This is a genomic window from Roseovarius indicus, assembly GCF_008728195.1.
In the GTDB taxonomy this organism is placed as follows: Bacteria; Pseudomonadota; Alphaproteobacteria; order Rhodobacterales; family Rhodobacteraceae; genus Roseovarius; species Roseovarius indicus.
In genome coordinates, this window is the sequence record NZ_CP031598.1 from 1126509 (window position 1) to 1152878 (window position 26370).

Sequence of the window (26370 nt, forward strand, 5' to 3'; positions counted from 1 at the left end):
CGGGCTGGCGCATCACTCGCGCCTAGCCCCCGGCATCGATCCTGCGCAGCCGGTCGCGCATCTGCGCGGCCTCCTGTTCGGCATGGGAATAGGGCAGCCCGTGACGCGTTCCCGGCACGACCTTCAGAGCAATGCGAGGGTTCACGAGGGTGGCGTCCAAGCCATGCGCCACCGGTACGAACGGGCTGCCGTCGGGCAAGACGAGCGTCACCGGAACGGTCAGCCCGGCAAGCCCCTCGGACAGGTCGGTATTCCGCAGCATCGCCCCCAGTGCCGAAGCGGTTGCCGGGTCCGTTTCCCGTTGCGTCCTCTCGAACCACTCCAGCGCCGGCGTCAATGGAATGTCAGGCGCAAACCGGTTCTTCATCATCCGTGCGGCCCACGCATCAACACCACCGGCGAACTGATCCGTCCAATTGCCCACCTCGCCCAGAGCATCGCCCCGGAACCCGGCATTGAACATCTGAACGGATGCAGTTCTTTCCGCGCGCGCAATGGCCGCGGCAAGTACCACTGTTCCGCCCAGCGACTCGCCGGCAAGGTGAACAGGGCCGGTCACGCCAGTTTCGTCGACCACGTCCCAAAGATCTTCCACAAGCAGGTCCAGATCGGCCTGCCCATCGGTCAGCACGTCAGACCGCCCCCAGCCGCGCATATCCAGCCGGATCACGGGGCGGTCTCCGGCCAGCACCGGAACCCAGTCGCCCCACGCATCGGAATGCGTTCCGATGCCATGCATCAGCAGCACGGGCCGGGCCCCCGAACGCCAAGGCGGCGTCAGGTCATCGACGCGATAGGCAATCCCTCGACTCGTTTCATGCATACTCGGTGTCTCCCGCCAGGTCGATCTCGCCATTCCGGTCTGCCTTGAGCGCCTCCCGTCTGATCTTTTCGGTCTCCGTGCGCGGAATTTCCGCAGCGAACTGTACGAAACGCGGGAACATGTGCCGCGCGATACGGCTCTCCAGGAACGCCGGGATCTCGGAGGGCGAAAGGTCATCGGCGACGATCACCGCCTTGATCTCCTCGCCGCGAATGGGGTCGGGCACCCCGAGACAGGCGACATCCCGAATTTTGGGATGATCAAGCAGCACGGTCTCGATCTCGGTGGGGGAGATGTTCTCGCCCCCCCGCCGAATGATTTCGCGCATCCGGCCATGAAATGTCAAAAAGCCATCGGCGTCGAAACTTCCAGCATCGCCCGTGTGAAACCAGAGGTTCCGCACCGATTTCCAGCTGGCCTCTGCATTGTTGAAATAGCCCGAGAAGATCACCTCGCTCTCTTTCGGGCGCACCACGATCTCGCCCCGCGTTCCGGGTGCACAATCGCGGTCGTTCCCGTCGACGACGCGCAACTCCATATCCTTCCGGGGCACGCCACAGGTGCCCCGCCGCATGGCATCGGCGCGGCTGCCGGTCACCCATCCACCGACCTCGGTCATCCCGTAAAGCTCGTGCGCCGTGATCCCGAACCGCGCCTGCAGCGTATCGAACACCTCCGGCGGACAGCCGCCGCCGACGCAGCGCGTGATCGCATGATCCCGGTCCTCTTCCTTCCGCCGCGCGCACAGCATCGACAACACGGTGCCCACATAGGTGAACATCGTGGCACCGAAGCGTTTCGCATCTTCGAAAAGCCGCGAGGCCGAGAATTTCGGCCGTATCACCAGCGCACAGCCTGTCTCCAGCGCCGAGGCGACGGCATACATCTGCGGGTTGGTATGAAACAGCGGCAGGAACACCATGATCCGGTCTTCCCGCGTGATGTCGAGAAACCTCGACATCCAATAGCCCGAAGCCACGAAAACCGACTGGCTGTTTATCACACCCTTCGGAAAACCGGTCGTGCCCGAGGTGAAGATGATCGAGAACGGCTCTGCCACGTCTCCATCGAAAACCGGCGCGCGGGGCAGGGAGGCCGCTTGCGCGGCAAGGTCGGCCTCATCCTCGAACGTGATGAGGCTCCGACCTTCCATCACCGGTTCGAGATCGCCGCGCTTCTCGTCGAAAAGGGCCTGCTCGGCGAGAATGTGATGGGTTTCGGAATTGACGATCGAGTGCCGCAAACCTTCGCCGATCAGCGAGGTGTTTACCGAAACCGCCACGGCACCGAGATTGGCCAGCGCCAGCCAGCAGATCACATAGGCCGGGCGGTTCGGACACAACAAGGCAACCCGGTCGCCGGCCTGCACGCCGGTCTCGCCAAACATCGAGGCACAGCGCAAAGCCTGATCGGCCAGGTCCTGCCAGTTCAGTTCATAGTCTTCGTCTATCAGCGCCGGCGCGTCCGGATGCGCCTCCGCCTGCCGCAAAAGGTTGTCGATGAGGCTTGTCATTTCGGCTTCTTCTTTTCGATGCCGGCCACCGGCATCAGGAACTTCCCGATTGTGTTCTTGAGGATCTCGTTCGAGCCGCCAGCCACTTCATAGGCTTTCGCATCGCGCAGGTATCGGCTGAACGGCGCGTTCTCGGTGATCCCGTAGGCACCGCAGATCTGTGCGGCCTTGACCGCCACCTGCGTGGCGACCTCTCCGGCCTTCAGCTTGGCTTCGCTGCCCCAGCGGATCACCTGGTGATCCTCGTCCAGAGCGCTCGCTGCCCGGAAGACCAGCAGCCTCGCACTGTCGATCTCGGTCAGCATCTCCGAAAAGTACCACTGGATTCCCTGGAACTCCAAAACCCGGCTGTCAAAGGCCCGCCGGTCCCGGGCAAAGGCGAGCGCATCCTCGTAGGCCGCGCGCGACACTCCGTTGCTGATGGCGCCGGCCAGCGTGCGCGAATGGTTCAGCACCGTCGCCGCCTGCCGCACCCCCTTACCTTCGGTCCCGACCATGTGATCGGCGGGCAGGCGCACCTTGTCGTAGACGACGTTCATGTGCGGCCCGTTGCGAAGCCCGAACGTGGCCGAATTCTCGCCGTCATAGATCGACACGCCCGGCGCATCACCCGGCACGGCAAAGACAGTCACACCAGCGTCGGTTTCGGCCAGCGTGATGTAGAACTCCGCCGCCGACCCGGAGGTGATGAAATGCTTCTCACCGTCGATGATCCAGTCGTCGCCGTCGCGCCACGCCTTCGTATCCAGCGTGCGGATGTCGCTGCCATGGTTCGCCTCGGTCAGCGCATAAGAGGCCAGCAGCCCCTCGCCGAACTTCGGCAGCCACTTCTTCTTCAGGCTCTCCTCGCCGTATTTCCGCAGCATGGTCTGCGCCTGGAAGATGGTGATCAGCGAGATCCCCACCGCGGCCGAGGCCACGGCGATCTCCTCGAAGATCGACGCGGCATCGGCATAGGTGCCGCCGCTGCCGCCATATTCCTTCTCGATGAGGTAATTGGTGTAGCCTGCACGCGACAGCTTCCGCACGATCTCAGTGGGGTAGTAATCCTCGCGGTCGATCCGGTCCGCCTCGGGCCGGATCTCCTTTGCCACGAAGTCGCGCAGATCGGCCAGCAGGGTTTCGTCGGAAAACGCCTGCCACAGGGCCTCGCGGTCGATTTCCTCTTTCAATGCGGTCATTCAGGTTACTCCATAGTGTTGGGGAGCCAGGTCGCCAGCCCCTGGAAGTAGGCGACGGCGTACATCATCAGGATCATCAGCAGCACGTAAGGCACGATCGACTTGGCCATCTGCTCGAACCGGATGCCGCCGATCTTGGCGACGGTGAACAGGTTGATGCCGACCGGCGGCGTGATCTGCGCCACTTCGATTGCCAGCACCACGAAGATGCCGAAGGCGATCGGGTCGATCCCGAGCGACATTGCCACCGGGAACAGGATCGGGATGGTGATCAGCATCATCGACAGTGCTTCAAGGAACATGCCCAGAACCAGGAACGCGAGGACCATCAGCGTGATCGTCCCGAAGAAGCCCAGGCCAGAGTCCGCGATCATCTCGGTGATGCCCTGCGGGATGCGCGTGAGCGTCATGAAATGGGTCATCAGCGCGCCGAACGCCACCAGCATCAGGATCATCACGGTTGTCTGCGCCGCATGAAGCCCGGCGCGGTAAAGCTTCTTCAGGCTGAGGTTGCCAAGCCCGTAGCCGAGCACCGTTACGTAAACGACAGCCAGCGCGGCAACCTCGGTGGCCGTGGCGATACCGGTGTAGATCATCACCAGGATCAGCGCGGGCAGTCCGAGAATGGGAAGCGCCAGCACAAATTCCCGCATCAGAGTGCGAAGGTCCGGCGCCTTCGCGGCTGGCGCGTTGCGCTGGGTCACGACCACGAAAAGCGCCATGATGATGACCAGCACCAGTCCGGGCATCAGGCCCGCAATGAACAGCTTGCCGATCGATTGGTCCGTCAGCACACCGTAAAGCAGTAGGCCGATCGACGGCGGGATAAGAATGCCAAGGGTCCCGCCACCTGCGATCAACGCTCCGGCCCGGGGCAGGCTGAACCCGTTCTTCGCCAGTGCCGGGATGGCCACCAGCCCGATCGTGGCGGCCGTGGCAACGCTCGAGCCCGAGATCGCGGCAAAGATCGCGCAGGCCAGGATCGTTGCAATCCCCAGCCCGCCGCGAAGCCCCGAGGTCACGGTCGTTGCAAAGGAAAACAACCGGTCCGAGAGGCCCGACTCTTCCGAAAGCGTGCCGGCGAGAATGTAAAGCGGCACCGCCAGCAGAACGAAACTGTTCAGCGCGTTGTAAGCGCCAAGTGCCATGTCCTGAAGGCCAAGCGTGCCTTCGGCGACCCATGTGCCAAGCATGGCCGTCAGCCCCATGCCGACGAAGACCGGCACGCTGGCCAGAAGACAGAAGGCGAAGAAGGCAAGCGCTGCCGTGGCTGCAACAACCATCAAGCGGTCTCCTCTTCATCGCTTTCGGGCCGTGGCCCCGCCGTTTCGCGCCGTCCATGAACGGCCAGCATGACAAGCTCCTGCAGCGCGGCCAGCGACAAAAATATGCCCCCGAGCAGCACGAAGGATTGCAGGATCCACACGGGGATCTGCAGAAGCGTGGAGGTCTTGAACCCCAGCGAGTAGGAAAAGCTCACCGCATAGAACGCGCCCAGCGTGAACAGCACGGCCAGCAGAAGGGTCATCGCCGCGGCCACCAGGTCGAAGGCAAGGCGCCAGCGCGGCGGGGAAAGGTCCCGCACGAACGTCACCCGGAAATGACCGTCCGCGTTCTGTGTCGCGCCCGCGCCGAGAAAGGCGAGGGCGATCATCGCGTAAACGCTGATCTCCGCGGCCCAGAGGACCGGCACGTTCAGCGTGCGCATGACGACATCATAAAGGATAAGTGCAGCCAGCGCCCACATCACGGCGGTCGTCAGGGCGGCGCTTGCGGCGGCGAGCTTGTCGCCCGTCGCCGCGATTGTTGTCAGGATGCGAGCCATGGCCTCAGTTCGTGACGATTTCCACGATGTCCGGGCTCAGCTGGCCTGTAACATCGTCGAGAAGCGGCTTGGTCGCGCTCTGCCATTGCTCGAATTCCGGCATCTCCGGCTCGAGGAAGGTGACCTCCATGCCGGCGTCCCGGTAATCCGCCGTGATCTCGTCGATCTCACCGACAATGGCCTCGCGGTTGGAATGGCTGGCTTGGTCCATCGCCTCGCTCAGGCCTTCACGCACGTCGTCGGGAAGGCCGTCAAACCATTGCTTGTTGGCCGCCCAGCCCATCATCGTCGTCCCGAGAAACGACGCCGGCACCAGCACGTGATCGCTCACTTCGTATAGCTTCTGGCTTTGAACCCCCTGGAAACCCACGACGGCGGCTTCGATCGTGCCGTACTGCATGGCCGAGTACACGTCGGCAAAGGGCAGGGTGACCGGCGAGCCGCCGAACGACCGAATGGCCGCGGCCTGACCTTCCGAGAATACCCGTACCTTCTTGCCCGCAAGGTCATCGGGTGAAAGGATCTTCTCGTTCGAGACGATGCAGGGCGGTCCAAGATCGGCCAGCCCCAGCAGCACGGTGTTCTTCTCCTCGAACTTGCCGGCCAGCGCGTCGAACAGGCCCTTGTCGTCGAGAAGCGTGTCGAGCTGCGCCATCGTCAGGCCTGTCGGCGCGTCCATCAGCCGGGTGTCGGGCACCGTGCCTGTCCAGCCGTTGACCGTGATCCAGCCCAGTTTCACCTGGCCCGACGGAATGCCCACCGGCATGTCCCGGTCCTGTGCGATCTGGCCGCCGGGGAAGTGCTGAAAATCGACCCGATCGGGGGCTTCTTCCTTCAGAGCCTCTTCGAAGGCCGGTACGAACTGGCGCACGCCGACATGCTCGCTGCCGCCCCAGGTGGCCAGCGGAATGGTGACCGTGTCCTGGGCCACGGCGCTACCGGCGATACTGCCGGCAACCAGCGCGGTAATCGCAAACGTTCTTGCACGAATATTCATGGGGTTCCTCCTCCCTTGGATTTCGGTTCGCCCCTGACAGTGTCAGCGGCCATGGTCGTTCAGTCCGCCTTGCGGGCTTTCACGAGCCTTTGGCAGGTGTAGGTAAGCGCCAGCTCCCCATCCTGCTTGACCACGTCACAGCGTGCCGTGACAATCCCGCGGCCCGGCTTGCTCGTCGGGCGCGTTTCGGTCACCTCGCATTCGACATGGATCGTGTCGCCGGCCAGAACCGGCGACTTCACGGTCAGCTCCATGCCGAGAAAGGCCAGGCCGGTATGTTGCATGACCGATTGCATCAACAGACCCTCGGCCATCGAGTAGACAAGCGCGCCCGGCGCCGGGCGCTGACCGATCAGCGAATTTTCCTTGAGGTATTCCAGATCCGTGAAAAGCACTTCGGTCATGCCGGTGGCGCCTACGAACAGGGTAATATCGGCATCCGTTACCGTGCGCCCGACGGTCTTGAACTTCCGGCCCACCGTCCAGTCCTCGAAGGGAATCCCCAGCCCGACGGTCTCGAGCGCTTGCGTGTCACGTGTCATGATGCCTCCTCCAAATGAGATATATGTGTATGGATCATACATATATATGTCAAACGCAAATGCGCACGGGTTCGGGGGGTATAGGCTGAGGCGATATCAGCTGCCGATGATCCGCTGCCTGCAGTCGCGCAGCATTTCAGCCAGCTCGGCGTGGTTGCCGGACATGCGATAGATCGGCCCGGCCACCAGAAGGCTCAGCTGCCGACCGTCCAGCCGCATGGGTATGGCAACGCCCACAAGGTCCTTGGCGTAACCGTCGCTGTTGACGTAGTAGCCGCGCTCTCGCCCTTCGGCGATCAGGGCCGTTACGGCCTCCGCCGACATCGGCGTGTTTTCGGAATAGCGAATATACTCTGTGCGTTTGAGAAGCGCTTGAAGCTGCTTTTCCGGAATTTGCGACAGCAATGCGCGTCCGGCCGCCGTGGCATGAAGCGGAATGCGCTGCCCGGCCTCGGCGAAATACCTGATCGGGTTTGTCGATTCCGCGGCATTGATGAAGAGGCCATGATTCCCCGCGATAGCCGCCACGGTCGCCGTCTCGCCGCTCTGCGCCGCCACGGCCTGCACGAGCGCGTCGAGATCCGAACCTCGGCTATCAGCCCTCACCAGCTCGCTGGCAAGATCAAGCAACCGCGACGTCGGCAGGTACCCCTGCCGATGCACAGGTTCGTGCATCAGCCCCAGATGGCACAGCGTTTCGACCTGGTTCACCGTACTCGACCTCGGCCAGCCGAAATGCTCGGCAATCTCGCTGATCGTCGCCGGCGCCTGGCGGTCTGCCATGAACTGCAGAAGGTCGAATGCAAACTTCACCTGACGAATGATCAAGAATGCAGCCTCCTCTCAGCCGCCCGCCGGAAAACCGGGTGTGTCTACGTGGGCGATTACGGATATTCGGCATGTCGTATCTTGAAACTCTGTCAATTCGCAAGCGATCTGCGCGACGTCGCCATATCGCGCCTCTTCGATCGCCGCCGCCCCTTATCTGGGAATTTTCATTCCGGCAGAGGGGGTTGCGACCTCACGGTCAAGAGGTAGCGTCAAACTGTTTGCACAGGAAAATGGTGTGATCCGTCAACTGCAACGACCTCGACCGCGGTGGAAATGCATCCGCTCTGTCCTCTGCAGGCGCCGTCTTGGGGCAGCGCTGGTCGTCAAGCGCCCCCGGCCACGACAAACCGCTGCGCATCAAGCAAGTCATCGAACGACTTGTGAGGGCGCTTGTCACATACGACCACGTCTTCCGGGTCAAGGGTCGGCAACCGCAACGACGCATTCCCACCCGATTCGTTGAACTTCGTGTGGTCCACCGCCATCACTGTCCGCGCCGAAACCTCCATCATCGCCTGCGCGATATCCACCTCGCACTGATCGAACGCCAGGAACCCCCGCAGCGGATGCGCCGACGAGGCCGAGAGAATGGAGAACTCCACCGACACGCTCGCGATCACGTCGAACGCCGCGCGGTCGAACGCCGCCCCGTCATGGTTGCGCAACTGCGTGCCGGCCATGAACACCCGGTTCCCCTCAATCAGCGCCAGTTTGCTCGCGATATAGGCCGAGTTAGTGACAACGGTCAGGTTCTGCTTGCTCTCCAGCGCCTGCGCCACAAAGGCCGAGGTCGAACCGGTGTCGATCATCACCGATCCGCCATCCTTGACCATCCCCGCCACCGCGTGGGCAATCGCCACCTTCTTGGCCCGGTTCTCGTTCATCCGCGCCAGGAAGGGTGGGTCGGTCACCTTTTGCGTGCTGATCAGCGCGCCATGCACCTTCCGCACCTCGCCCCGCTCCACCAGCGGCTTCACGATCCGCCGGATCGTCTGGTCGGAAACGTCGAGAATCCGTGCCAGCTCCGCCACCGAGACCGTGCCGCGCAGGTTTACCGTACTGATGATATCGTGCTCGTATTTTGACATGTCCGCCCCAGTCTACGCGGGTTTCTGTCGATGTTTGAGGGGAAATTGGCGATATTAATCAACAAAAAGCAACGCAATGTGTAAATAAATGTTGATTTATGTTGAAATTGGCTGTGTATTTTCGGCCAACGAAACCTCACGGGAAGGGCTGACCGGAATGACGGCGCACGCGGCGAAACATCTCATCATCGGGGGCGGCATCATCGGCTGCTCCGTCGCCTATCACCTGGCCAAGTCCGGCGAGACGGATATCGTCCTGCTCGAGAAAGCTTCCCTCACCGAAGGGGCCACATGGCACGCGGCGGGGCTCGTCGGTCAACTGCGCTCCTCGCGGAACACGACCCGGATGCTGAAGCGCTCCGTCGCCATGTACGATGCGCTCGAAGCCGAAACCGGCATGGCCTTCGACTGGAAGAAGGTCGGCAGTCTCCGCCTCGCCGCCACCCGCGAACGCCTGCTCGAAGCCCGGCGTCTGGCGACCATGGCCCGCGGCTTCGGCCTCGAGATGGAGATCATCACCCCGGCCGAGGCGAAGGAGCTCTTCCCCTATATCGACGCCGACGGGCTCGAAGGCGCGGCCTTCATCCCCTCCGACGGCCATATCGACCCGGCGAGCCTGTGCCAGGCCATCGCCGCCGGTGCGCGCAAACGCGGCGTGCAGATCCGGCAGGGCGTCAAGGTCACCGATTTCGAGATCACCGGCCGCCGCATCACCAAGGTGATGACCACCGAGGGCGATTACGAGGCCGAGAACATCATCCTCGCCGCCGGCATGTGGAGCCGCGAACTCGCCGCCAAGCTGGGCGTCACCGTCCCGGCCTGCGCGGTCGAGCACCAGTACATCGTGACCGAGCCCCTCCCGACGCCTGAGCTGGTCAAGGATCTGCCCACCCTGCGCGACCCCGAGCGGCTGGTCTACTACAAGCCCGACGCCGGCGGCCGGCTCGTCATCGGCGGCTACGAGGAAGGCACGCTGCCCTTCGGCGACAAGGGCATCCCCGGTGAATTCGTCCGCCAGCTCCTGCCCGACAACCTCGACCGTTTCGCGCCCCTGGCCGAAATGGCGGGGCAGGTCACTCCGGTCGTCAACGAGGTCGGCATCCGACAGGTCATCAACGGCCCCATTCCCTATTCCGCCGATGGCGATTTCGTCATGGGCTGGGCGCCCGAGCTCGACAACCTGATGCTCTCCACCGGTTTCCTCTACGGCATCGCCGCCGGGGGCGGCGCGGGCGAAATGATCGCCGAATGGATTCTCGAAGGCCGCCCCAGCCTCGACCTCTGGCCGCTCGACGTGCGCCGCTTCAGCCCGCACCACGCCACCCGCGCCTTCATGTATCCCCGCGCGGTCGAACACTACGCCCACCATTATAAAATGCGCTACCCGGGGCAGGAGGCCGAAACCGCCCGCAACCTCCGGCTCAGCCCGCTCTATGACAGGCTTAAGGAACACGGCGCGGTCTATGGCTCGAAAAACGGTTGGGAACGCCCGCTCTGGTTCGCTCCCGAAGGCGTCGAACCCGTCGACCAGCTCGATTTCATCAACCCCGGCTGGAAGAAATATGCCGCCGAGGAACACAAGACCGTCCGCGAGGGCGTGGCCCTCGTCGACCAGTCAAGCTTTGCCAAGTTCGAACTGATCGGCAAGGGCGCCCTCGACGCGCTTCAGGGCATGGCGGTGTCGAACATGGACAAGCCGGTGGGCAGCGTCATCTACACCCAGCTCTGCAACGAAACCGGGGGCATCGAGGCCGACCTTACCATCACTCGCCTCGCCGAAGACCGCTTCTACATCGTCACCGGCTCCGGCTTTGGCGTCCATGACAGCGACTGGATCCGCCGCGCCCTGCCGAAAGACGGCTCAGTCCACCTGATCGACATGACCTCGGCCCGCGCCGTCATCAACATCTGCGGGCCCAAATCCCGCGATGTGCTGCAATCGGTCAGCGAGATGGACCTCTCGAACGACGCCTTCCCCTTCGGCACCGCCCAGGACATCATCGTCAGCGCGGCCCATGTTCAGGCCGTCCGCATCGGCTATGTCGGCGAGCTCGGGTGGGAGCTTCACATCCCCACCGAATTCGCCCGCCACGTCTATGACTGCCTGTGGGAGGCCGGCCAGCCCCACGGCATCCGCGATGTCGGCTACCGCGCCATCGAGTCGCTCCGCCTCGAAAAGGGCTACCTCTACTGGAGCGCCGACATCACCCCCGATTACACCCCGATCGAGGCCGGCCTCGGCTTCCGCGTTCACCTGAAAAGCAAGGGCGACTACACCGGCCGCGCCGTGCTCGAAAAGCAGAAGCTCAACGGCACCGACCGCCGCCTCTGCACCTTCACCTGCGATGACAAGCTGCCCATCACCGGTGGCGAAACCATCCTGCTCGGCAACGAAACCGTCTCGCTTGCCTCCAGCGCGGGCTACGGCAATACCGTCGGCAAGACCATCATCCTCGGCTACCTGCCTGCCACGCTAGACGAGGAGACCGATTTCGAACTCGAGGTCTTCGGCGAACGCCACCCGATCCGGCGCGCCGACGGGCCACTTTACGACCCGGCCAACGAGCGGCTGAAAGCCTGATAAAAAACCAACAGAGGGGTAGAAAAATTGACAAATGACAACATCGAAAGGGTGCTGGACGTGCTGCGCAATGTCGACGGTTTCGCAGATGTCACGCCCGACACCGTCACCGTGCAACGGCTGGGCGGCCTCACCAACCTCGTCTACCGCGTCGAGTATGCCGGCCAAAGCGTCATCGTCCGCATCCCGGGCGAGGGGACCGAGGCCTATATCGACCGCGCCGTCGAGGTCCACAACACCAATGTCGCCGCCAGAACCGGCGTCGCCCCCCGCGTCCTCTGGGCCGACGCGGCCACGGGCAACCTCGTCTGCGACTGCATCGAGGGCATCGTCACCATGACGCCCGAGCTCTTCCATTCCCGCCCCGGCTCCCCCGCCCGCGCAGGCGCGGCCCTGCGCCAACTCCACGACGCGGGCGAGCCCTTTGAATTTCGGTTCGAGCTCTTCTCGATGATCGACGACTACCTCAAGGTGCTCTCCACCAAGGATATCGACCTGCCCGAAGGCTACGAAAAGGTCGTGGCAGAGGCCGAGCCGATCAAGACCCTCCTGGCCGAGAAAACCGGCGCCCTCGTGCCCAGCCATTGCGATCCGCTTTGCGAGAACTTCCTCGACGACGGCACGCGCATGTGGATCGTCGACTTCGAGTATTCCGGCATGAACGACCCGCTCTGGGATCTCGGCGATCTTTCGGTCGAGGCGGGCCTCACCGACGCGCAGGACATGGAAATGCTGACCGCCTATTTCGGCAGGGCCCCCACCGACGAACAGCTCGGCCGCACCGTGATCTACAAGGCCATGTGCGATCTGCTCTGGACTCTCTGGGGCCTTATCCAGCATGCCGACGACAACCCGGCCGAAGATTTCTGGGCCTACGCCATCAACCGGTTCGAACGTTGCAAGGCGCTGATGACCGATCCGGCCTTCCCCGGCCATATCGAGGCCGTGCGCAAGGGCTGACCCTTTCTCCCCGACTGGCGGGCGTGCGGACCTCCCCACGCCCGTTTTTTCATGCCAGCAGGGCCAGCACCTCGGCATGAAGCTCCGGCGTGGCCGCGCTCACGACCCGCCCGTCTGACTGGAACCCCAGCGGTTTGCCCTCCCAGTCGGTGATCACACCCCCGGCCTCTTCGACAATCGGCACCATCGCCAGAAAGTCATAGGGCTTCAGATCGTAGTCGACCACGGCATCGATCTGCCCGGCCGCCACCAGCGCATGCGGCTGACAATCATAAGCCAACCGCCGCAGCCGCCCGGCCTGCATCAGCCTCCCGAAAACATCGGGTTCCTCGGCATAGATCTTCTCACCCTCGTTCACGAACAGCATGGCCGCGTCCAGCGCCCGGCACCCCGAGGTGGCAATCCGGCTGCCATCCCGCGTCGCCCCCAGGCCCTTCGCGGCGGCATAAACCTGCCCCAGCGCCGGCAGCCGGCAAATCCCCAGCAGCGGTGCCTCCCGTGTGGTCATCGCCAGCAGCATCCCGAACAGCGGCACACCCGCGATGAACGACCGTGTCCCGTCAATCGGGTCCACGACCCAGACGGTCTCTTTCTCAAGCCCCTCGGTCCCGTATTCCTCGCCGAACAACCCATCCTCCGGAAAGGCCGTCTGCAATGCATCCCGGATAGACCGCTCGGTTTCCTGGTCGGCGATCGTCACCGGGCTCTCGTCCTCCTTGGTGACGATATCGAGCGCGCCGTTGAAATGCGCCAGCGAGATCCGGCTTGCGGCCTCCGTGATATCGAGCGCCGTCGCAAGGCGTTCGGAAAGGTCCGTGGGAGAAGGCATCGTCAGTCCATCCATGTCAGTCCGCCACGACAATCTCCGTGCCCCATGTCTGGGCCGCGGTCTGGATATCATCGGGGGGCGGAGCGTTTGTAATCAGAAGGTCAACGGTCGAAGGCGCCCCGATCGCAATCGGCGCCGCGCGCCCGAATTTCGAGCTGTCGGCCGCAAGGATACGGGTTTTCGAATTCGCCATGATGGTGCGGGAATAAACGGCCTCGTCCATGTCGAACAGCATGAACCCGGTCTGCGCATTGATCGCCGCCGCCGACAGCACCGCGAAATCGGTGCGGAACTGGCCCACGAACTCCAGCACCTGCGCGCCGAAGATTCCGGCGTCATGGCTGCGCAACTCGCCACCCGGCATGAACACCCGGTTGTTGTTGCGCGCCGCAAGGCTATGCGCCACGGCGACCGAGTTCGTGACCACCAGCAACTCCTGATGCCCTTTCAACGCCTCGGCAATGAAAGCCGTGGTCGACCCGATATCCAGAAACAAAGACGAGCCGTTCCCGATCAGCGCCGCGACATGCGCCGCGATGCGCTGTTTCGGGGCCGGGTTCTCGGCCATCCGCTGGGTAAAGCTCAGCTCGGTCGACCCGTGCTGAAGCAGAACCCCGCCATGCACCTTCCGCACGAGCCCTTCATCCGACAGCCGCCGCACGTTCCGCCGCACGGTCTCTTCCGACACTTCCAGCGCCTCGGCAATCGACTGGATGCGCATGCTGCCGCCCGACCGGGCGACAAGCTCGATGATCTCGGCCCCGCGCTGCGACAGGGGCAGCGTCTTGCCGTCCGGGGTAGGGGAGGTGGGGTCGTTTGGCATGTGGGATTCTGAGGCATCTCTGTGCGTTTGACTCAAAAAACCACAAAAATTCACAAATATCCATCAGAAAAGCCACAATAAACAAACAAAAATGTTGATTTATGTTGGGGAACGTCGGAAATTCAATGGCGCAAGAGGGCGAATCGAAGGCCGTTTCCGGCATTCGGTCGCAGACCAGATAAACGCGGAACCAAGATCCAACGGGGGATACGAAAATGCGCATGACAACACTTGCAGCGGCCACACTTGCCGGGCTCGGCCTGGCCGGCGCGGCCTTCGCCGAAGCGGAATCGCAGGAGCCGATCAAACTCACCCTGCACGACTGGAGCGGCCAGCTCCTCACCACCACCATCATGGGCAAGGTGCTCGCCGAGGCGGGCTACAACATCGAATACGTCCAGGCCGATTACATCGCTCAGTTCGCCGGCTTGAAAAGCGGCGACCTGCATGTCGCCATGGAAATCTGGGAAACCACCGGCCGCGAGGCGATGGACGAAGCCACCGCCACCGGCAATGTCGTCAACATGGGCGAAACCGGCATGAAGGCGATCGAGGAGTGGTGGTACCCCGCCTACATGGAAGAAACCTGCCCCGGCCTTCCCGACTGGCAGGCGCTCAACGATTGCGCGCGTGAATTCGCAACGCCCGAAACCTCGCCGATGGGCCGGTATCTCGGCGGCCCCGTCACCTGGGGCGGCTTTGACGAGGAGCGGGTCGAGGCGCTGGGCATGGATTTCGAAGTCGTCCACGCTGGCACCGACGCGGCGCTCTTCGCCGAGCTTGAAAGCGCCTACCAGCGCAAGGCGCCCATCGTGTTGTGGATCTATTCGCCGCACTGGGCCCCGGCCAAGTACGAGGGCAGCTTCGTCGAATTCCCGGCCTACACGCCGGAATGCTATGACGATCCCGCCTGGGGCAGCAATCCCGACATGGCCTATGACTGCGGCAAGCCGACCGGCCCGATCTGGAAGGTCGCGTGGTCCGGCCTGGCCGAAACGTGGCCGGGCGCGGCCAAGGCCGTCGAAGCCTTCACCATCAGCAACGAGGACATGGGTGCCATGGTGGGCGAAGTCGACCTCAACGGCAAATCCGTTGACGAGGTCAGCGACGCCTGGCTCGAAGCCAACAAGGACACCTGGTCGGCCTGGATCGTCGACTGACCGGTGCAACCTGACTTGGGGCGGCGCATCCGTCGCCGCCCCTGAACTCTTCCGATAGCTTGAACACACGCAGGCGGGTTTCGACCCGGTTGGCGGCGCAGTGCCCGAGGATGACATGGAAAAACCGATCTTGCTTGATTGCCGGGGCGTCTGGAAGCTCTACGGCGCCCATGCCGAGGATACCTTCGCCCGCAACAACGGCCATCTCACGGCCGAAGACATCCGCACCCACGGCCTCGTCGGCGCCGTCCGTGACGCCAGCGTCCAGATCCGCCAGGGCGAGATCTTCGTCATCATGGGCCTGTCCGGCTCCGGCAAATCCACCCTCGTGCGTTGCCTGTCCCGCCTGATCGAACCCACCGGCGGCGAAATCCTCTTCGAGGGCCGAAACCTCCTGTCGATGTCCGACAAGGAAATGATCGAGATCCGCCGCCGCAAGATGGGCATGGTCTTCCAGCATTTCGCCCTGCTGCCCCACCTCACCGTGCTCCAGAACGCCGCCTTTCCGCTCGAAGTGCAGGGCGTTCCCCGCGCCAAGCGCGAGGCGCGGGCCCGCGAGGTCATCGAACTCGTCGGCCTCAAGGGCCGCGAGGCCTATTACCCCCGCCAGCTTTCCGGCGGCCAGCAACAGCGCGTCGGCATCGCCCGTTCGCTCGCGGTCGAGCCCGACCTGTGGTTCCTCGACGAACCCTTCTCGGCCCTCGACCCCCTGATCCGCCGCGAGATGCAGGACGAATTCCTCCGTCTTCAGGGCATGCTGCACAAAACCATCGTCTTCATCACCCACGACTTCGACGAGGCGATCCGCCTTGCCGACCATATCGCCGTCATGAAGGATGGCGAGGTGGTGCAGGTGGCCACGCCCGAGGAACTTGTCCTCAACCCGGCCACCGACTATGTCGAGGAATTCACCCGCCACATCCCCCGCTCCAAGGTCCTGTCCCTGCGCAGCGTCATGACCCCCGGCGCCCCCTCGGGCGACACCGCGGGCGAGCTTCAGGCCGGCTTCCGGGTCGAGGCCGTCGCCGACCAGATCGAGGCCAGCGCCCTGCCGTTCACCGTCATCGACGACGACGGCAAGCCCATCGGCACCATCGGCCGGCAGGCCGTGATCGACGTTCTCATCGGCCGGAAACTCGCCTCATGAACCGCCTCCACGCCTACATACCGGGGCGGAGCGGCTGGTTCTGGCTCACTCTTTTCGTCGTGACCTGGGCGCTCTCCCACTATTCGTGGGATCTATACAAGGGGCTCGACGCCCGCTGGATCATCAAGTATCCCGCCGCCTACCTCCTCAAGGCGGAAACGGCGATCAGCCAGTTCATGCAATGGCTGGTCGAAGACGCCACGTTCGGCCTCTTCACCTTCCGCGAATTCACCCGCTTCATCGCCTGGCTGATCGAACTGCCCTACGATTTCATGCGCGACCTGCTGATCGACGGCTTCTCCGTCGGGCTCGGCAACCAGGCGGTCGAGATAGCCCCCTCGCTCAGCTGGATCGCCGTCATCGTCACCCTCACGGCGATGGCCCATTACGCCCGCGACTGGAAGCTCGCGGCCCTCGTCGGCGGCTGTTTCCTCTACCTCGCCGTCTTCGGCCAGTGGCAAAGCGCCATGGTCACGCTGGCCTCGGTGCTGATCGCGGTGCCCATCGGCTCGGTCGGCGGCCTGCTGTTGGGCATCCTCGCCTACCGCATGCCCGCCTTCGAGGCGATGCTCCGTCCCATCCTCGACCTGATGCAGACCGTGCCGGTCTTCGCCTATCTCGTGCCGATCCTCTTCCTCTTCGGTTTCGGGCCCGTTGCGGCGCTGGTGGCCACCATCATCTACGCCATGCCGCCCATGGTGCGCGTCACCATCGTCGCCCTCCACGGCGTGCCCTCCGAGATCCGCGACGTCGGCGTCATGGTCGGCTGCACGAAACGCCAGATGATGTGGAAAGTGATCGTCCCCTCTGCGGCCCCGACCCTGATGGTGGGCGTCAACCAGGTCATCATGCTGACCCTCAACATGGTCATTATCGCATCGATGATCGGGGCAGGGGGGCTGGGCTTCGACGTGCTCAGCGCCCTCCGTCGGCTCGACATCGGCGGCGGCATCGAGGCGGGGCTCGCCATCGTCGTCATGGCCATCGCCCTCGATCGCCTCAGCCAGGCCTTCGCCAGCCGCACCGCCGACACCCACCCGGTCGACCCCGACCGCAACGTCGTCGCCCGCCACCCGTGGCTCGCCACCGTGCTGCTGGTCGCGATCTGCACCTACCTGATCTCCGGCATCCTCCCGGCGGTCCAGAGCTACCCCGACGCCGCCACCATCTCGACCGGCTCGATCTGGTCCGATCTGATGGGCTACATCAACGTGCATTTCTTCGACACGTTCGAGGCGGTGAAGACCGTGTTCCTCACCTATCTCCTCCTGCCCATCAAGCGCTTCTTCACCGGCATCCCCTGGGCCTGGGGCATCATCGCCATGACCTTGATCGGCTGGCGCATGGGCGGCATCCGCCTGGCACTCCTCACCGGCGCGATGACCGCGCTCATCGCCGCCGTCGGCCTCTGGGACAAGGCGATGATCACCGTCTACCTCTGCGGCGTCTCGGTGCTGATCGCCTCGGCCATCGGCATCCCCTTGGGCATCTTCGCCGCCCAGAACGACACCACCAACCGCGTCGTCGGCTCATTCATCGACACGCTGCAGACGCTGCCCAGCTTCGTCTACCTGATCCCCGTGGTGATGCTGTTCCGGGTCGGTGACTTCTCGGCGATGATCGCGGTGGTCCTCTACGCCATGGCGCCCGCCGTGCGTTACGCTGCACACGGAATACGCAACATCGACCCGCAACTCATCGAGGCAGGGCTCGTTTCTGGCTGTACGCCCCGCCAGGTGCTATGGCGGATCAAGCTGCCGATGGCCGTGCCCGAACTGCTGCTGGGGTTGAATCAGACCATCATGCTGGCCCTCTCCATGCTCGTGATCACCGCGCTCGTCGGCACCCGCGACCTTGGCCAGGAGGTCTACATCGCCCTGACCAAGGCCAATTCAGGGCAGGGCATCGTCGCAGGCCTCGCCGTCGCCTTCATCGCCATCATCGCCGACCGCACCCTCTCCGCGGCGGCAAACCGGGTACGCAAAAACATGGGGCTGGAAAGATGACAACCGCAGACCAAGCCGCCCTCGACCGGGCCACCTCCCTCTCGATCTGGACCGCGCCGGAAGACGCCGTGCTGCTGGGCGGCGGGATCACCAATTTCAACGTCGCGCTGAGCGACGGGGGCCGCCGCTACGTGGTCCGGGTCGGGCAGGATATCCTGTTGCACCAGATCATGCGCTTCAACGAACAGACGGTGCACCGCGCGGCCGAGGCCATCGGAATCGCCCCCGCCATCCGCCATACGGAACCGGGCATTCTCGTGCTGGAATACATCGAGGCCACCACCCTCGACGAGGCCGGCGTGCGCGACGACGCCATGCTCGAACGCATCCTGCCGGTCCTGAAGAAATGCCATCGCGAGGCGCCGCTGCACCTGCGCGGGCCGGTGCTGACCTTCTGGGTCTTCCACGTCCTGCGCGATTACGCCGCCACCCTCCGCGCTGACCAGTCGCGCCACGTGCCGAAGCTCGACGACCTTCTGAAAACCGCCGAAACGCTCGAACGCGCGGTGGGGCAGGTCGATATCGTGCTCGGCCATAACGACCTCCTCGCCGCCAACTTCCTCGACGCGGGCGACAAGCTCTGGCTGCTCGACTGGGAATATGGTGGCTTCAACTCGCCGCTCTTCGACCTGGCCGGCCTCGCCTCCAACAACGAGCTCGCGCCCGCACAGGAAAACTGGCTTCTCGAAAACTATTTCGAGACCCCACTCACCGACGAGCTGAACCACCGTTATCACGCCATGAAATGCGCATCCCTCCTGCGAGAGACGATGTGGAGCATGGTTTCCGAAATCCACTCGGACATCGACTTCGACTACGCCGACTACACCGACAAGAACCTGACGCGTTTCGAATCCGCCCTGTCCGATTTCCAATCCATGTGAGGACAAGATGAGCACATTTCCGACCAGCGCCAAGGCGGTCATCATCGGCGGCGGCATCGTGGGATGCTCCACGGCCTACCACCTTGCCAAGATGGGCTGGACAGATGTCGTCCTGCTCGAGCGCAAGAAACTGACCTCGGGCACCACCTTCCACGCGGCGGGCCTCGTGGGCCAGCTCCGTTCCAACGCGAACATCACTCAGCTGCTGGGCTATTCTGTCGACCTCTACAACAAGCTCGAGGCCGAGACCGGGCAGGCCACCGGCTGGAAAATGAACGGCGGCCTTCGCCTTGCCTGCAACGAGGAACGCTGGACCGAGGTCAAGCGCCAGGCCACCACCGCCCATTCCTTCGGCCTCGACATGCAGCTCCTGACGCCCTCCGAGGCCAAGGAACTCTGGCCGCTGATGACCACCGACGATCTCGTCGGCGCCGCCTACATGCCCACCGATGGGCAGGCCAACCCCTCCGACATCACCCTGTCGCTCGCCAAGGGCGCGCGGCAGGCCGGGGCAACCATCATCGAGGACACCAAGGTCACCCAGATCGAGCTCGAAGACGGCGTCATCAAGGGCGTCACCACCGAGAAGGGCTTTATCGAATGCGAGAAGGTCATCCTCTGCGGTGGCCAGTGGACCCGTACCTTCGCCAAGACCGTGGGCGTCAACGTCCCCCTCGCGCCGATGGAGCACCAGTACATGGTGACCGAGCAGATCGACGGCGTCACCTCCGACATGCCCACCCTGCGCGACCCCGACCGCCTGACCTACTACAAGGAAGAGGTGGGCGGCCTCGTCATGGGCGGTTACGAGCCGAACCCCATCCCCTGGGCCGTCGACGGCATCCCCAAGGGCTTCCACTACACCCTGCTCGACTCCAATTTCGACCATTTCGAACAACTCGTCGAACTGGCGCTGGGCCGCGTGCCCGCTCTTGAAACGGCCGGTATCAAGCAGCTGGTCAACGGGCCCGAAAGTTTCACCCCCGACGGCAATTTCATCATCGGCGAGGCGCCCGAGTTGAAGAACTTCTTCGTGGGCGCGGGCTTCAACGCCTATGGCATCGCCGCCGGCGGCGGTGCCGGCATGGCGCTCGCCGAATGGGTCGCCAAGGGAGAGCCGCCCTTCGACCTCTGGCCCGTCGACATCCGCCGCTTCGGCCGGCCCCATTTCGACACCGACTGGGTCCGCACCCGCACGGTCGAGGCCTATGGCAAGCACTACACCATGGCGTGGCCCTTCGAGGAACACAGCTCCGGCCGCCCCTGCCGCAAGTCGCCGCTCTACGACAAGCTGGCCGCCAAGGGCGCCTGCTTCGGCGAAAAGCTGGGTTGGGAACGCCCAAACTGGTTCGCCACGGATGGCGTGGAAGCCAAGGATATCTACAGTTTCGGCCGCCAGAACTGGTTCGACACCGTGGGCGAAGAGCACAAGGCCTGCCGCGAGGCTGCCGTGGTCTTCGACCAGACCTCCTTTGCCAAGTTCACCCTCAAGGGCCCCGACGCCGAAGCCGCCCTTAGCTGGATCGCCGCCAATGACGTGGCCAAGCCGGTGGGCTCGATCATCTACACCCAGATGCTGAACGACCGCGGCGGCATCGAATGCGACCTCACCGCCGTGCGCGTCGCGAAAGACGAATACTACATCGTCACCGGCACCGGCTATGCCACGCACGATTTCGACTGGATATCGCGCAACATCCCGGAGGGGATGAACGCTCAACTGGTCGATGTCACCTCCTCCAACGCGGTCCTCTCCCTCATGGGCCCGAAAGCCCGCGACATCCTGCAATCCATCACCCGCGACGATATCTCGAACGAGGCGTTTCCCTTCGGCACTGCCCGCATCATCGGTATCGCCGGCTGCCCGGTCCGGGCCATGCGCGTGACCTATGTCGGCGAGCTCGGCTGGGAGCTTCACCTCCCCGTCGAATATGCCACCACCGTCTATGACGCCCTGATGCAGGCGGGCCAACCCCACGGCCTCCGCGACGCCGGCTACCGTGCCATCGAAAGCCTCCGCCTCGAAAAGGGCTACCGCGCCTGGGCCTCCGACATCGGCGCCGACCACACACCGGCCGAGGCCGGCCTTGGCTGGGCCGTGAAGCTGAAGAAGAACATCGACTTCAAGGGCCGCAAGGCCGCCGAGGCCCAGCGTGACCAGGGCGTCAAGAAGATCCTCGCCTGCTTCACCACCGACCCCGACGTCGTGCTCTCCGGCCGCGAGACCATCTACCGCGACGGCGAACGTGTCGGCTGGCTGACCAGTGGCGGTTTTGGCTACACCGTCGGCAAATCCATTGGCTATGGTTATGTCCGCGCCAACGAGGTGATCGACCGTGATCATGTTTTGAGCGGTGAGTACGAACTCGAGGTCGCAACCGACCGCGTGCCGTGCAAAGTTCAGCTCGGCCCGCTATACGACCCGAAAATGGAACGGGTGAAATGCTGACAGGCGCAGCCTCCGACGATGACGACGACCTGCCAGCGGTCTCGGCCGAGCGGCTGACCGGCGCGGGGGATTGGGTCGTGATCTGCGATCACGCCTCCAACCGGATCCCCGCGCGCTACGCCGGTCTCGGCCTGTCGGAGGAGGCGCGCGCCTCCCACGCCGCCTGGGATCCGGGCGCCGCCGAGGTCACCCGCCGCCTCTCGGCCTCCATCGACGCGCCCTGCGTGCTCTCGAACGTCTCGCGCCTCGTGGTCGACTGCAACCGCGCGCCCGACGCCCCCGACATCATGCGCGGGCAATCGGAAATCTACGACATCCCCGCCAACCGGACCCTCGATCAGGCGGGCAGGGACGAGCGGATGCGCACCGCCTACGACCCGTTCCACACCCGCCTTTCCGAGGTGATCGCGGCCCGCCCGCGTACCCCCTCGCTGATCGCGGTCCACAGCTTCACGCCCGTCTACAATGGCATCACCCGGCCGTGGGAAATCGGTGTCCTCTTCGACGCCGACCGCCGGCTTGCCGACCACATGCTGACCCGCCTGCGCGCCCGGGGCGACCTCAATGTGGGCGAGAACGAACCCTACGCCCCCTCCGACGGGGTCTACTGGACCCTTGACCGGCACGGCACCCGCAGCGGCCTGCCGACCGTAATGATCGAAATTCGCAACGACCTGATTTCCACCGAGGCGGACTGCACCCGCTGGGCCCGCATCCTGATGGAAGCGATAGAAGGATGGACACCATGACCACCCCCAAGACCACCGAAGAGGCCATCGCCTATGTCCGCGACAGCGGCGTGAAACACGTGAAACTCGCCGTCGTCGATGTCGACGGCGTGATGCGCGGCAAATATGTCAGTGCGTCGAAATTCATCTCCGCCGCCGAAAAGGGCCTCGCCTTCTGCGATGTCGTCCTCGGCTGGGACAGCAACGACCAGCTCTACGACAACGTCGAGATCACCGGCTGGCACTCCGGCTACCAGGATGCCGACCTCCGCGTCCTCCCCGACAGCATGCGCCACATCCCGTTCGAGGAGAACACGCCGCTCTTCCTCTGCGAATTCGCCGGCAAATGGGAAGAGGTCTGCCCGCGCGGGGCCCTCCGCCGTGTCCTGAGCCAGGCCGAGGAAATGGGCTACGATGTCTCCGCCGCGGCCGAGTTCGAATTCTTCGTTTTCGACGAAACCCCCGACTCGGTGCGCGAAAAGAACTACCGCGACCTCAAGAACATCACGCCGGGCTTCTTCGGCTATTCGATGCTGCGCAGCACGGTGCATTCCGATTTCTACCACGAGCTCCTGCAACTCGGCCTCGACATGGATTTCGAGATCGAGGGCCTGCACACCGAAACCGGCCCGGGCGTACTTGAAGCGGCTCTCGCCGTCGACGGGGCGCTCTCTGCCGCCGACAAGGCCGCGATGTTCAAGACATTCGTCAAGGCGCTGGCCCAGCGGCGCGGCTGGATGGCCTCCTTCATGGCCAAGTGGTCGCCCGATTGGCCCGGCCAGTCTGGCCACCTGCATATGTCCCTGACCCGCAAGGATGGCACGTCCGTCTTCCACGACCCCGACAAACCCGACACCATGTCGGACGAGATGCGCTGGTTCATCGGCGGTCAGCAGAAGCTGATGCCCGAACTCCTCGCCATGGTCGCCTGCACGGTCAATTCCTACACCCGCCTCATCCCCGGCTTCTGGGCGCCCACCGATGCCAGCTGGGGCGTCGAGAACCGCACCTGCGCCCTTCGCGCCATCCCCGGTTCGCCCAAGTCGCAGCGGGTCGAATACCGCATCGCCGCGGCCGACATTAACCCCTACGTCGCGCTTGCCGCCTCCATCGGCTCGGGCCTCTGGGGCATCCGCAACAAGATCGAACCCTCCGAGGCGGTCGTGGGCAGCTCCTACGACATGACCTTCCCGCCGGAACTGCAACTCCCCCGCACCCTGATGGAAGCAGCCGAGCGCCTGAAGGCCTCCGATCCGGCGCGCGAGCTTTTCGGCGATGCCTTCGTCAACCACTACGCCGCCACCCGCGAATGGGAGGAACGCGAGTTCCGCAAGGCCATCACCGACTGGGAAATGGCGCGATACTTCGAAATCATCTGATCTGACCAAGGGACAACTCGAATGACGAAATTCACCTGCACCTCGCCGGTGGACGGAAGCGTGTACGCCGAACGCGCCGTGACCACCGATGCCGACGCCCGCACGGCCTTCGCCGCCGCGCGCCGCGCCCAGGCCGACTGGGCCGCGCTCCCCATCGCCAAACGCGCCGAATACTGCACCGCCATGGTCGATGCGATGCTCTCGATGAAAGACGAGATCGCCACCGAGCTCGCCTGGCAGATGGGCCGCCCGATCAGCCAGGGCGCCGGTGAACTCGGCGGGTTCGAGGAACGCGCCCGCCACATGATCGCCATCGCCGAAGACGCGCTTGCACCCATCGACGTCGGCCCCAAGGAAGGCTTCACCCGCGCCATCAACCGCTTGCCGCTGGGCGTCGTCTTCGTCCTCGCCCCGTGGAACTTCCCCTACCTCACTGCGGTGAACTCGATCATCCCGGCGCTCATGGCGGGTAACGCCGTCGTCCTCAAGCACGCCGAGCAGACCTTCCTTACCGGCGAACGCTTCGCCCGCGCGGCCGAAATGGCGGGCCTCCCCGACGGCCTCTTCGCCAACATCGCCGTCACCCATGACCAGACCGCCGGCCTCATCCGCGAACGCCTCGCCGACCAAGTGAACTTCACCGGCTCGGTGGGCGGAGGCGCGGCCATCGAAACCGCCGCCGCCGGCACCTTCGCCGGCGTCGGGCTGGAACTCGGCGGCAAGGATGCGGCCTATGTCCTCGCCGATGCCGACCTCGATTTCGCCATCGAGAACCTCGCCGACGGCGCCTTTTTCAACTCGGGCCAGTCCTGTTGCGGAATCGAGCGGATCTATGTCCATGCCGATTTGCACGACGCCTTCGTCGAAGGGCTCGCCGCTTTCGTCCAGCGCAGCTTCACCCTCGACACGCCCCTCGACCCGGCCACCAATCTCGGCCCTCTCGTCCGCACCTCCGCCGCCGACTTCGTTCGCGGCCAGATCGACGCGGCCGTTGCCGCCGGCGCCCGCGCCTGCGTCGACACCTCCGCCTTCAGCCGCGACGCAAAGGGCACGCCTTACATGGCCCCGCAGGTGCTTTCGAATGTCGATCACTCCATGTCGGTTATGACCGACGAAAGCTTCGGCCCGGTCGTGGGCATCATGAAAGTCGCCGACGACGCCGAGGCCATCCGCCTCATGAACGACAGCGAATTCGGCCTCACCGGCTCTCTCTGGTCCCGCGACCTGGCCCGCGTCGAACAACTCGCCCCTCAGGTCGAGGCCGGCACGATCTTCATGAACCGCTGCGACTACCTCGACCCGGCGCTCGCCTGGACTGGCATCCGCCACTCGGGCCGCGGCACCACGCTCAGCCGCGTCGGCTACGAAGCCCTGACGCGCCCCAAGTCCTACCACTTCCGTCACGCAATCTGAGGCACCACGATCATGACCACCTTCACGGCCAACTGGTCTTACCCCACCCAAATCCACTTCGGGCCCGGTCGCATCGCCGAGCTGGGCGATGTCTGCAAGGCGGCGGGCATGTCGAACCCGCTGCTCGTCACAGACCCCGGCATCGTCGACCTGCCGATCACCAAGGCGGCGCTCGCCGCACTCGAAAAGGCCGGGCTCAAAACGGCGGTCTATTCCGATGTCCGCCCCAACCCCGTCGCCTCCAACGTCACCGCCGGCGTCGACGCTTACCGCTCCGGCAGCCATGACGGGGTCGTCGCCTTCGGCGGCGGCTCGGCGCTCGACGTGGGCAAGGTCATCGCCTTCATGTCCGGCCAGACCCGTGAAATGTGGGATTTCGAGGATATCGGCGACTGGTGGACCCGCGCCAACCCCGACGGCATCGCCCCGATCATCGCCGTGCCCACCACCTCCGGTACCGGCTCCGAGGTCGGCCGTGCCGGCGTCATCACCAATGAAGAGACCCACACCAAGAAGGTCATCTTCCACCCCCAGATGATGCCGAAGGCCGTGATCTGCGACCCGGAACTCACTATCGGCCTGCCGCCCGCGATCACCGCCGGCACCGGGATGGATGCCTTCGCCCACTGCCTAGAGGCCTATTGCGCCCCCTCCTACCACCCGATGTCCGAAGGCATCGCCGTGGAAGGCATGCGGCTGGTGAAAGAGCACCTCGCCACCGCCGTCCGCGACGGCAGCAATATCGAGGCCCGCTCGGCCATGATGTCCGCCGCCGCCATGGGTGCGGTCGCCTTCCAGAAGGGGCTGGGCGGCATCCACGCCGTCTCCCACCCGATCGGCGCGCTCTACGATGCGCCCCACGGGCTCACCAATGCGGTCGTCATGCCCTACATGCTGCGCCACAACCGCGACGTCATCGAAACCCGCATCGAACGGCTCGCCGCCTGGCTGCAACTGCCCGAGGCCAGCTTCGACGGCTTCCTGCAATTCGTCCTCGACCTGCGCGAAGAGGTCGGCATCCCCTCCGGCATCAAGGCGCTGGGCGTCACAGACGACAGCCGCTTCGACACGCTTGCGGCCATGTCGGTGGTCGACCCCACCGCCTCCGGCAACCCCAAGAAACTCAGCGAGACCGACATCAAGTCGGTCCTCCGCGCCGCCCTCGACGGCAGCTGACAGGACAGAAGGAAAGGGCAGGGGCGATGGGACAG

The 26370-nt window shown here is 64.3% G+C and carries 22 protein-coding genes; 11 read left to right on the forward strand and 11 right to left on the reverse strand.

What is annotated here, in order from left to right; all coding sequences use genetic code 11:
- Positions 1-22 precede the first annotated feature (22 nt).
- The 9 genes from RIdsm_RS05305 to RIdsm_RS05345 all read right to left on the reverse strand — a co-directional run bounded on the left by RIdsm_RS05305 (position 23) and on the right by RIdsm_RS05345 (position 8800).
- Complete coding sequence (locus tag RIdsm_RS05305; RefSeq protein ID WP_057820058.1) at positions 23-823, reverse strand: alpha/beta fold hydrolase; 801 nt, start codon at positions 821-823, stop codon at positions 23-25.
- Positions 816-2336 (reverse strand): class I adenylate-forming enzyme family protein, encoded by a 1521-nt coding sequence (locus RIdsm_RS05310; RefSeq protein WP_057820057.1) that lies wholly within the window; start codon positions 2334-2336, stop codon positions 816-818. Before RIdsm_RS05310 ends, RIdsm_RS05305 begins: the two co-directional genes overlap by 8 nt.
- Positions 2333-3517 carry an acyl-CoA dehydrogenase family protein gene (locus tag RIdsm_RS05315; RefSeq protein WP_057820056.1) on the reverse strand — a complete coding sequence of 395 codons (1185 nt, stop codon included), beginning with the start codon at positions 3515-3517 and terminating at the stop codon, positions 2333-2335. Before RIdsm_RS05315 ends, RIdsm_RS05310 begins: the two co-directional genes overlap by 4 nt.
- A 5-nt stretch (positions 3518-3522) precedes the next feature.
- The gene (locus tag RIdsm_RS05320) at positions 3523-4800 is read right to left on the reverse strand and encodes a TRAP transporter large permease (protein WP_057820055.1); all 1278 of its coding nucleotides are present in this window, start codon (positions 4798-4800) and stop codon (positions 3523-3525) included.
- Positions 4800-5342: a TRAP transporter small permease gene (locus tag RIdsm_RS05325; RefSeq protein WP_057820054.1), complete on the reverse strand. Its 543-nt coding sequence runs from the start codon at positions 5340-5342 to the stop codon at positions 4800-4802. The genes RIdsm_RS05320 and RIdsm_RS05325 overlap by 1 nt, the downstream gene beginning before the upstream one ends.
- A gap of 4 nt (positions 5343-5346) precedes the next feature.
- Positions 5347-6339 (reverse strand): TRAP transporter substrate-binding protein, encoded by a 993-nt coding sequence (locus tag RIdsm_RS05330; RefSeq protein WP_057820053.1) that lies wholly within the window; start codon positions 6337-6339, stop codon positions 5347-5349.
- 59 nt (positions 6340-6398) lie between these two features.
- On the reverse strand, positions 6399-6881 hold the full coding sequence (locus RIdsm_RS05335) for a MaoC/PaaZ C-terminal domain-containing protein (protein ID WP_057820052.1): 483 nt from the start codon (positions 6879-6881) through the stop codon (positions 6399-6401).
- Between the two features lie 96 nt (positions 6882-6977).
- Complete coding sequence (locus tag RIdsm_RS05340; protein ID WP_057820051.1) at positions 6978-7709, reverse strand: IclR family transcriptional regulator; 732 nt, start codon at positions 7707-7709, stop codon at positions 6978-6980.
- A gap of 326 nt (positions 7710-8035) precedes the next feature.
- Complete coding sequence (locus RIdsm_RS05345; RefSeq protein WP_057820050.1) at positions 8036-8800, reverse strand: DeoR/GlpR family DNA-binding transcription regulator; 765 nt, start codon at positions 8798-8800, stop codon at positions 8036-8038.
- Between the two features lie 157 nt (positions 8801-8957).
- On the opposite strand from RIdsm_RS05345, the gene RIdsm_RS05350 reads away from it, so the two are divergent.
- Complete coding sequence (locus RIdsm_RS05350; RefSeq protein ID WP_057820049.1) at positions 8958-11381, forward strand: GcvT family protein; 2424 nt, start codon at positions 8958-8960, stop codon at positions 11379-11381.
- Between the two features lie 27 nt (positions 11382-11408).
- Complete coding sequence (locus RIdsm_RS05355) at positions 11409-12341, forward strand: choline/ethanolamine kinase family protein (RefSeq protein WP_057820048.1); 933 nt, start codon at positions 11409-11411, stop codon at positions 12339-12341.
- Positions 12342-12390: 49 nt separating this feature from the next.
- Here the strand turns inward: RIdsm_RS05355 and RIdsm_RS05360 are convergent, their stop codons facing one another.
- Positions 12391-13170, reverse strand: coding sequence for an inositol monophosphatase family protein (locus tag RIdsm_RS05360; protein WP_057820172.1), 780 nt, complete (start codon positions 13168-13170; stop codon positions 12391-12393).
- A gap of 16 nt (positions 13171-13186) precedes the next feature.
- Complete coding sequence (locus RIdsm_RS05365; RefSeq protein ID WP_057820047.1) at positions 13187-13993, reverse strand: DeoR/GlpR family DNA-binding transcription regulator; 807 nt, start codon at positions 13991-13993, stop codon at positions 13187-13189.
- Positions 13994-14214: 221 nt separating this feature from the next.
- On the opposite strand from RIdsm_RS05365, the gene RIdsm_RS05370 reads away from it, so the two are divergent.
- The 9 genes from RIdsm_RS05370 to RIdsm_RS05410 all read left to right on the forward strand — a co-directional run bounded on the left by RIdsm_RS05370 (position 14215) and on the right by RIdsm_RS05410 (position 26335).
- On the forward strand, positions 14215-15153 hold the full coding sequence (locus RIdsm_RS05370; RefSeq protein ID WP_143100483.1) for an ABC transporter substrate-binding protein: 939 nt from the start codon (positions 14215-14217) through the stop codon (positions 15151-15153).
- Positions 15154-15268: 115 nt separating this feature from the next.
- A complete protein-coding gene (locus RIdsm_RS05375; protein WP_057820045.1) occupies positions 15269-16300 on the forward strand; it encodes a quaternary amine ABC transporter ATP-binding protein in 1032 nt (343 codons plus the stop codon).
- The gene (locus tag RIdsm_RS05380) at positions 16297-18306 is read left to right on the forward strand and encodes an ABC transporter permease (RefSeq protein WP_057820043.1); all 2010 of its coding nucleotides are present in this window, start codon (positions 16297-16299) and stop codon (positions 18304-18306) included. Before RIdsm_RS05375 ends, RIdsm_RS05380 begins: the two co-directional genes overlap by 4 nt.
- A complete protein-coding gene (locus RIdsm_RS05385) occupies positions 18303-19190 on the forward strand; it encodes a phosphotransferase (protein WP_057820041.1) in 888 nt (295 codons plus the stop codon). Before RIdsm_RS05380 ends, RIdsm_RS05385 begins: the two co-directional genes overlap by 4 nt.
- A 7-nt stretch (positions 19191-19197) precedes the next feature.
- A complete protein-coding gene (locus RIdsm_RS05390; protein ID WP_057820039.1) occupies positions 19198-21639 on the forward strand; it encodes a GcvT family protein in 2442 nt (813 codons plus the stop codon).
- The gene (locus RIdsm_RS05395) at positions 21633-22388 is read left to right on the forward strand and encodes an N-formylglutamate amidohydrolase (protein ID WP_057820037.1); all 756 of its coding nucleotides are present in this window, start codon (positions 21633-21635) and stop codon (positions 22386-22388) included. Before RIdsm_RS05390 ends, RIdsm_RS05395 begins: the two co-directional genes overlap by 7 nt.
- The gene (locus RIdsm_RS05400; RefSeq protein ID WP_057820170.1) at positions 22385-23746 is read left to right on the forward strand and encodes a glutamine synthetase family protein; all 1362 of its coding nucleotides are present in this window, start codon (positions 22385-22387) and stop codon (positions 23744-23746) included. The genes RIdsm_RS05395 and RIdsm_RS05400 overlap by 4 nt, the downstream gene beginning before the upstream one ends.
- A 21-nt stretch (positions 23747-23767) precedes the next feature.
- Positions 23768-25159 carry an aldehyde dehydrogenase family protein gene (locus RIdsm_RS05405; protein WP_057820035.1) on the forward strand — a complete coding sequence of 464 codons (1392 nt, stop codon included), beginning with the start codon at positions 23768-23770 and terminating at the stop codon, positions 25157-25159.
- A 12-nt stretch (positions 25160-25171) separates the two neighbouring features.
- Positions 25172-26335 (forward strand): iron-containing alcohol dehydrogenase, encoded by a 1164-nt coding sequence (locus RIdsm_RS05410; RefSeq protein WP_057820033.1) that lies wholly within the window; start codon positions 25172-25174, stop codon positions 26333-26335.
- Positions 26336-26370: the final 35 nt, after the last annotated feature.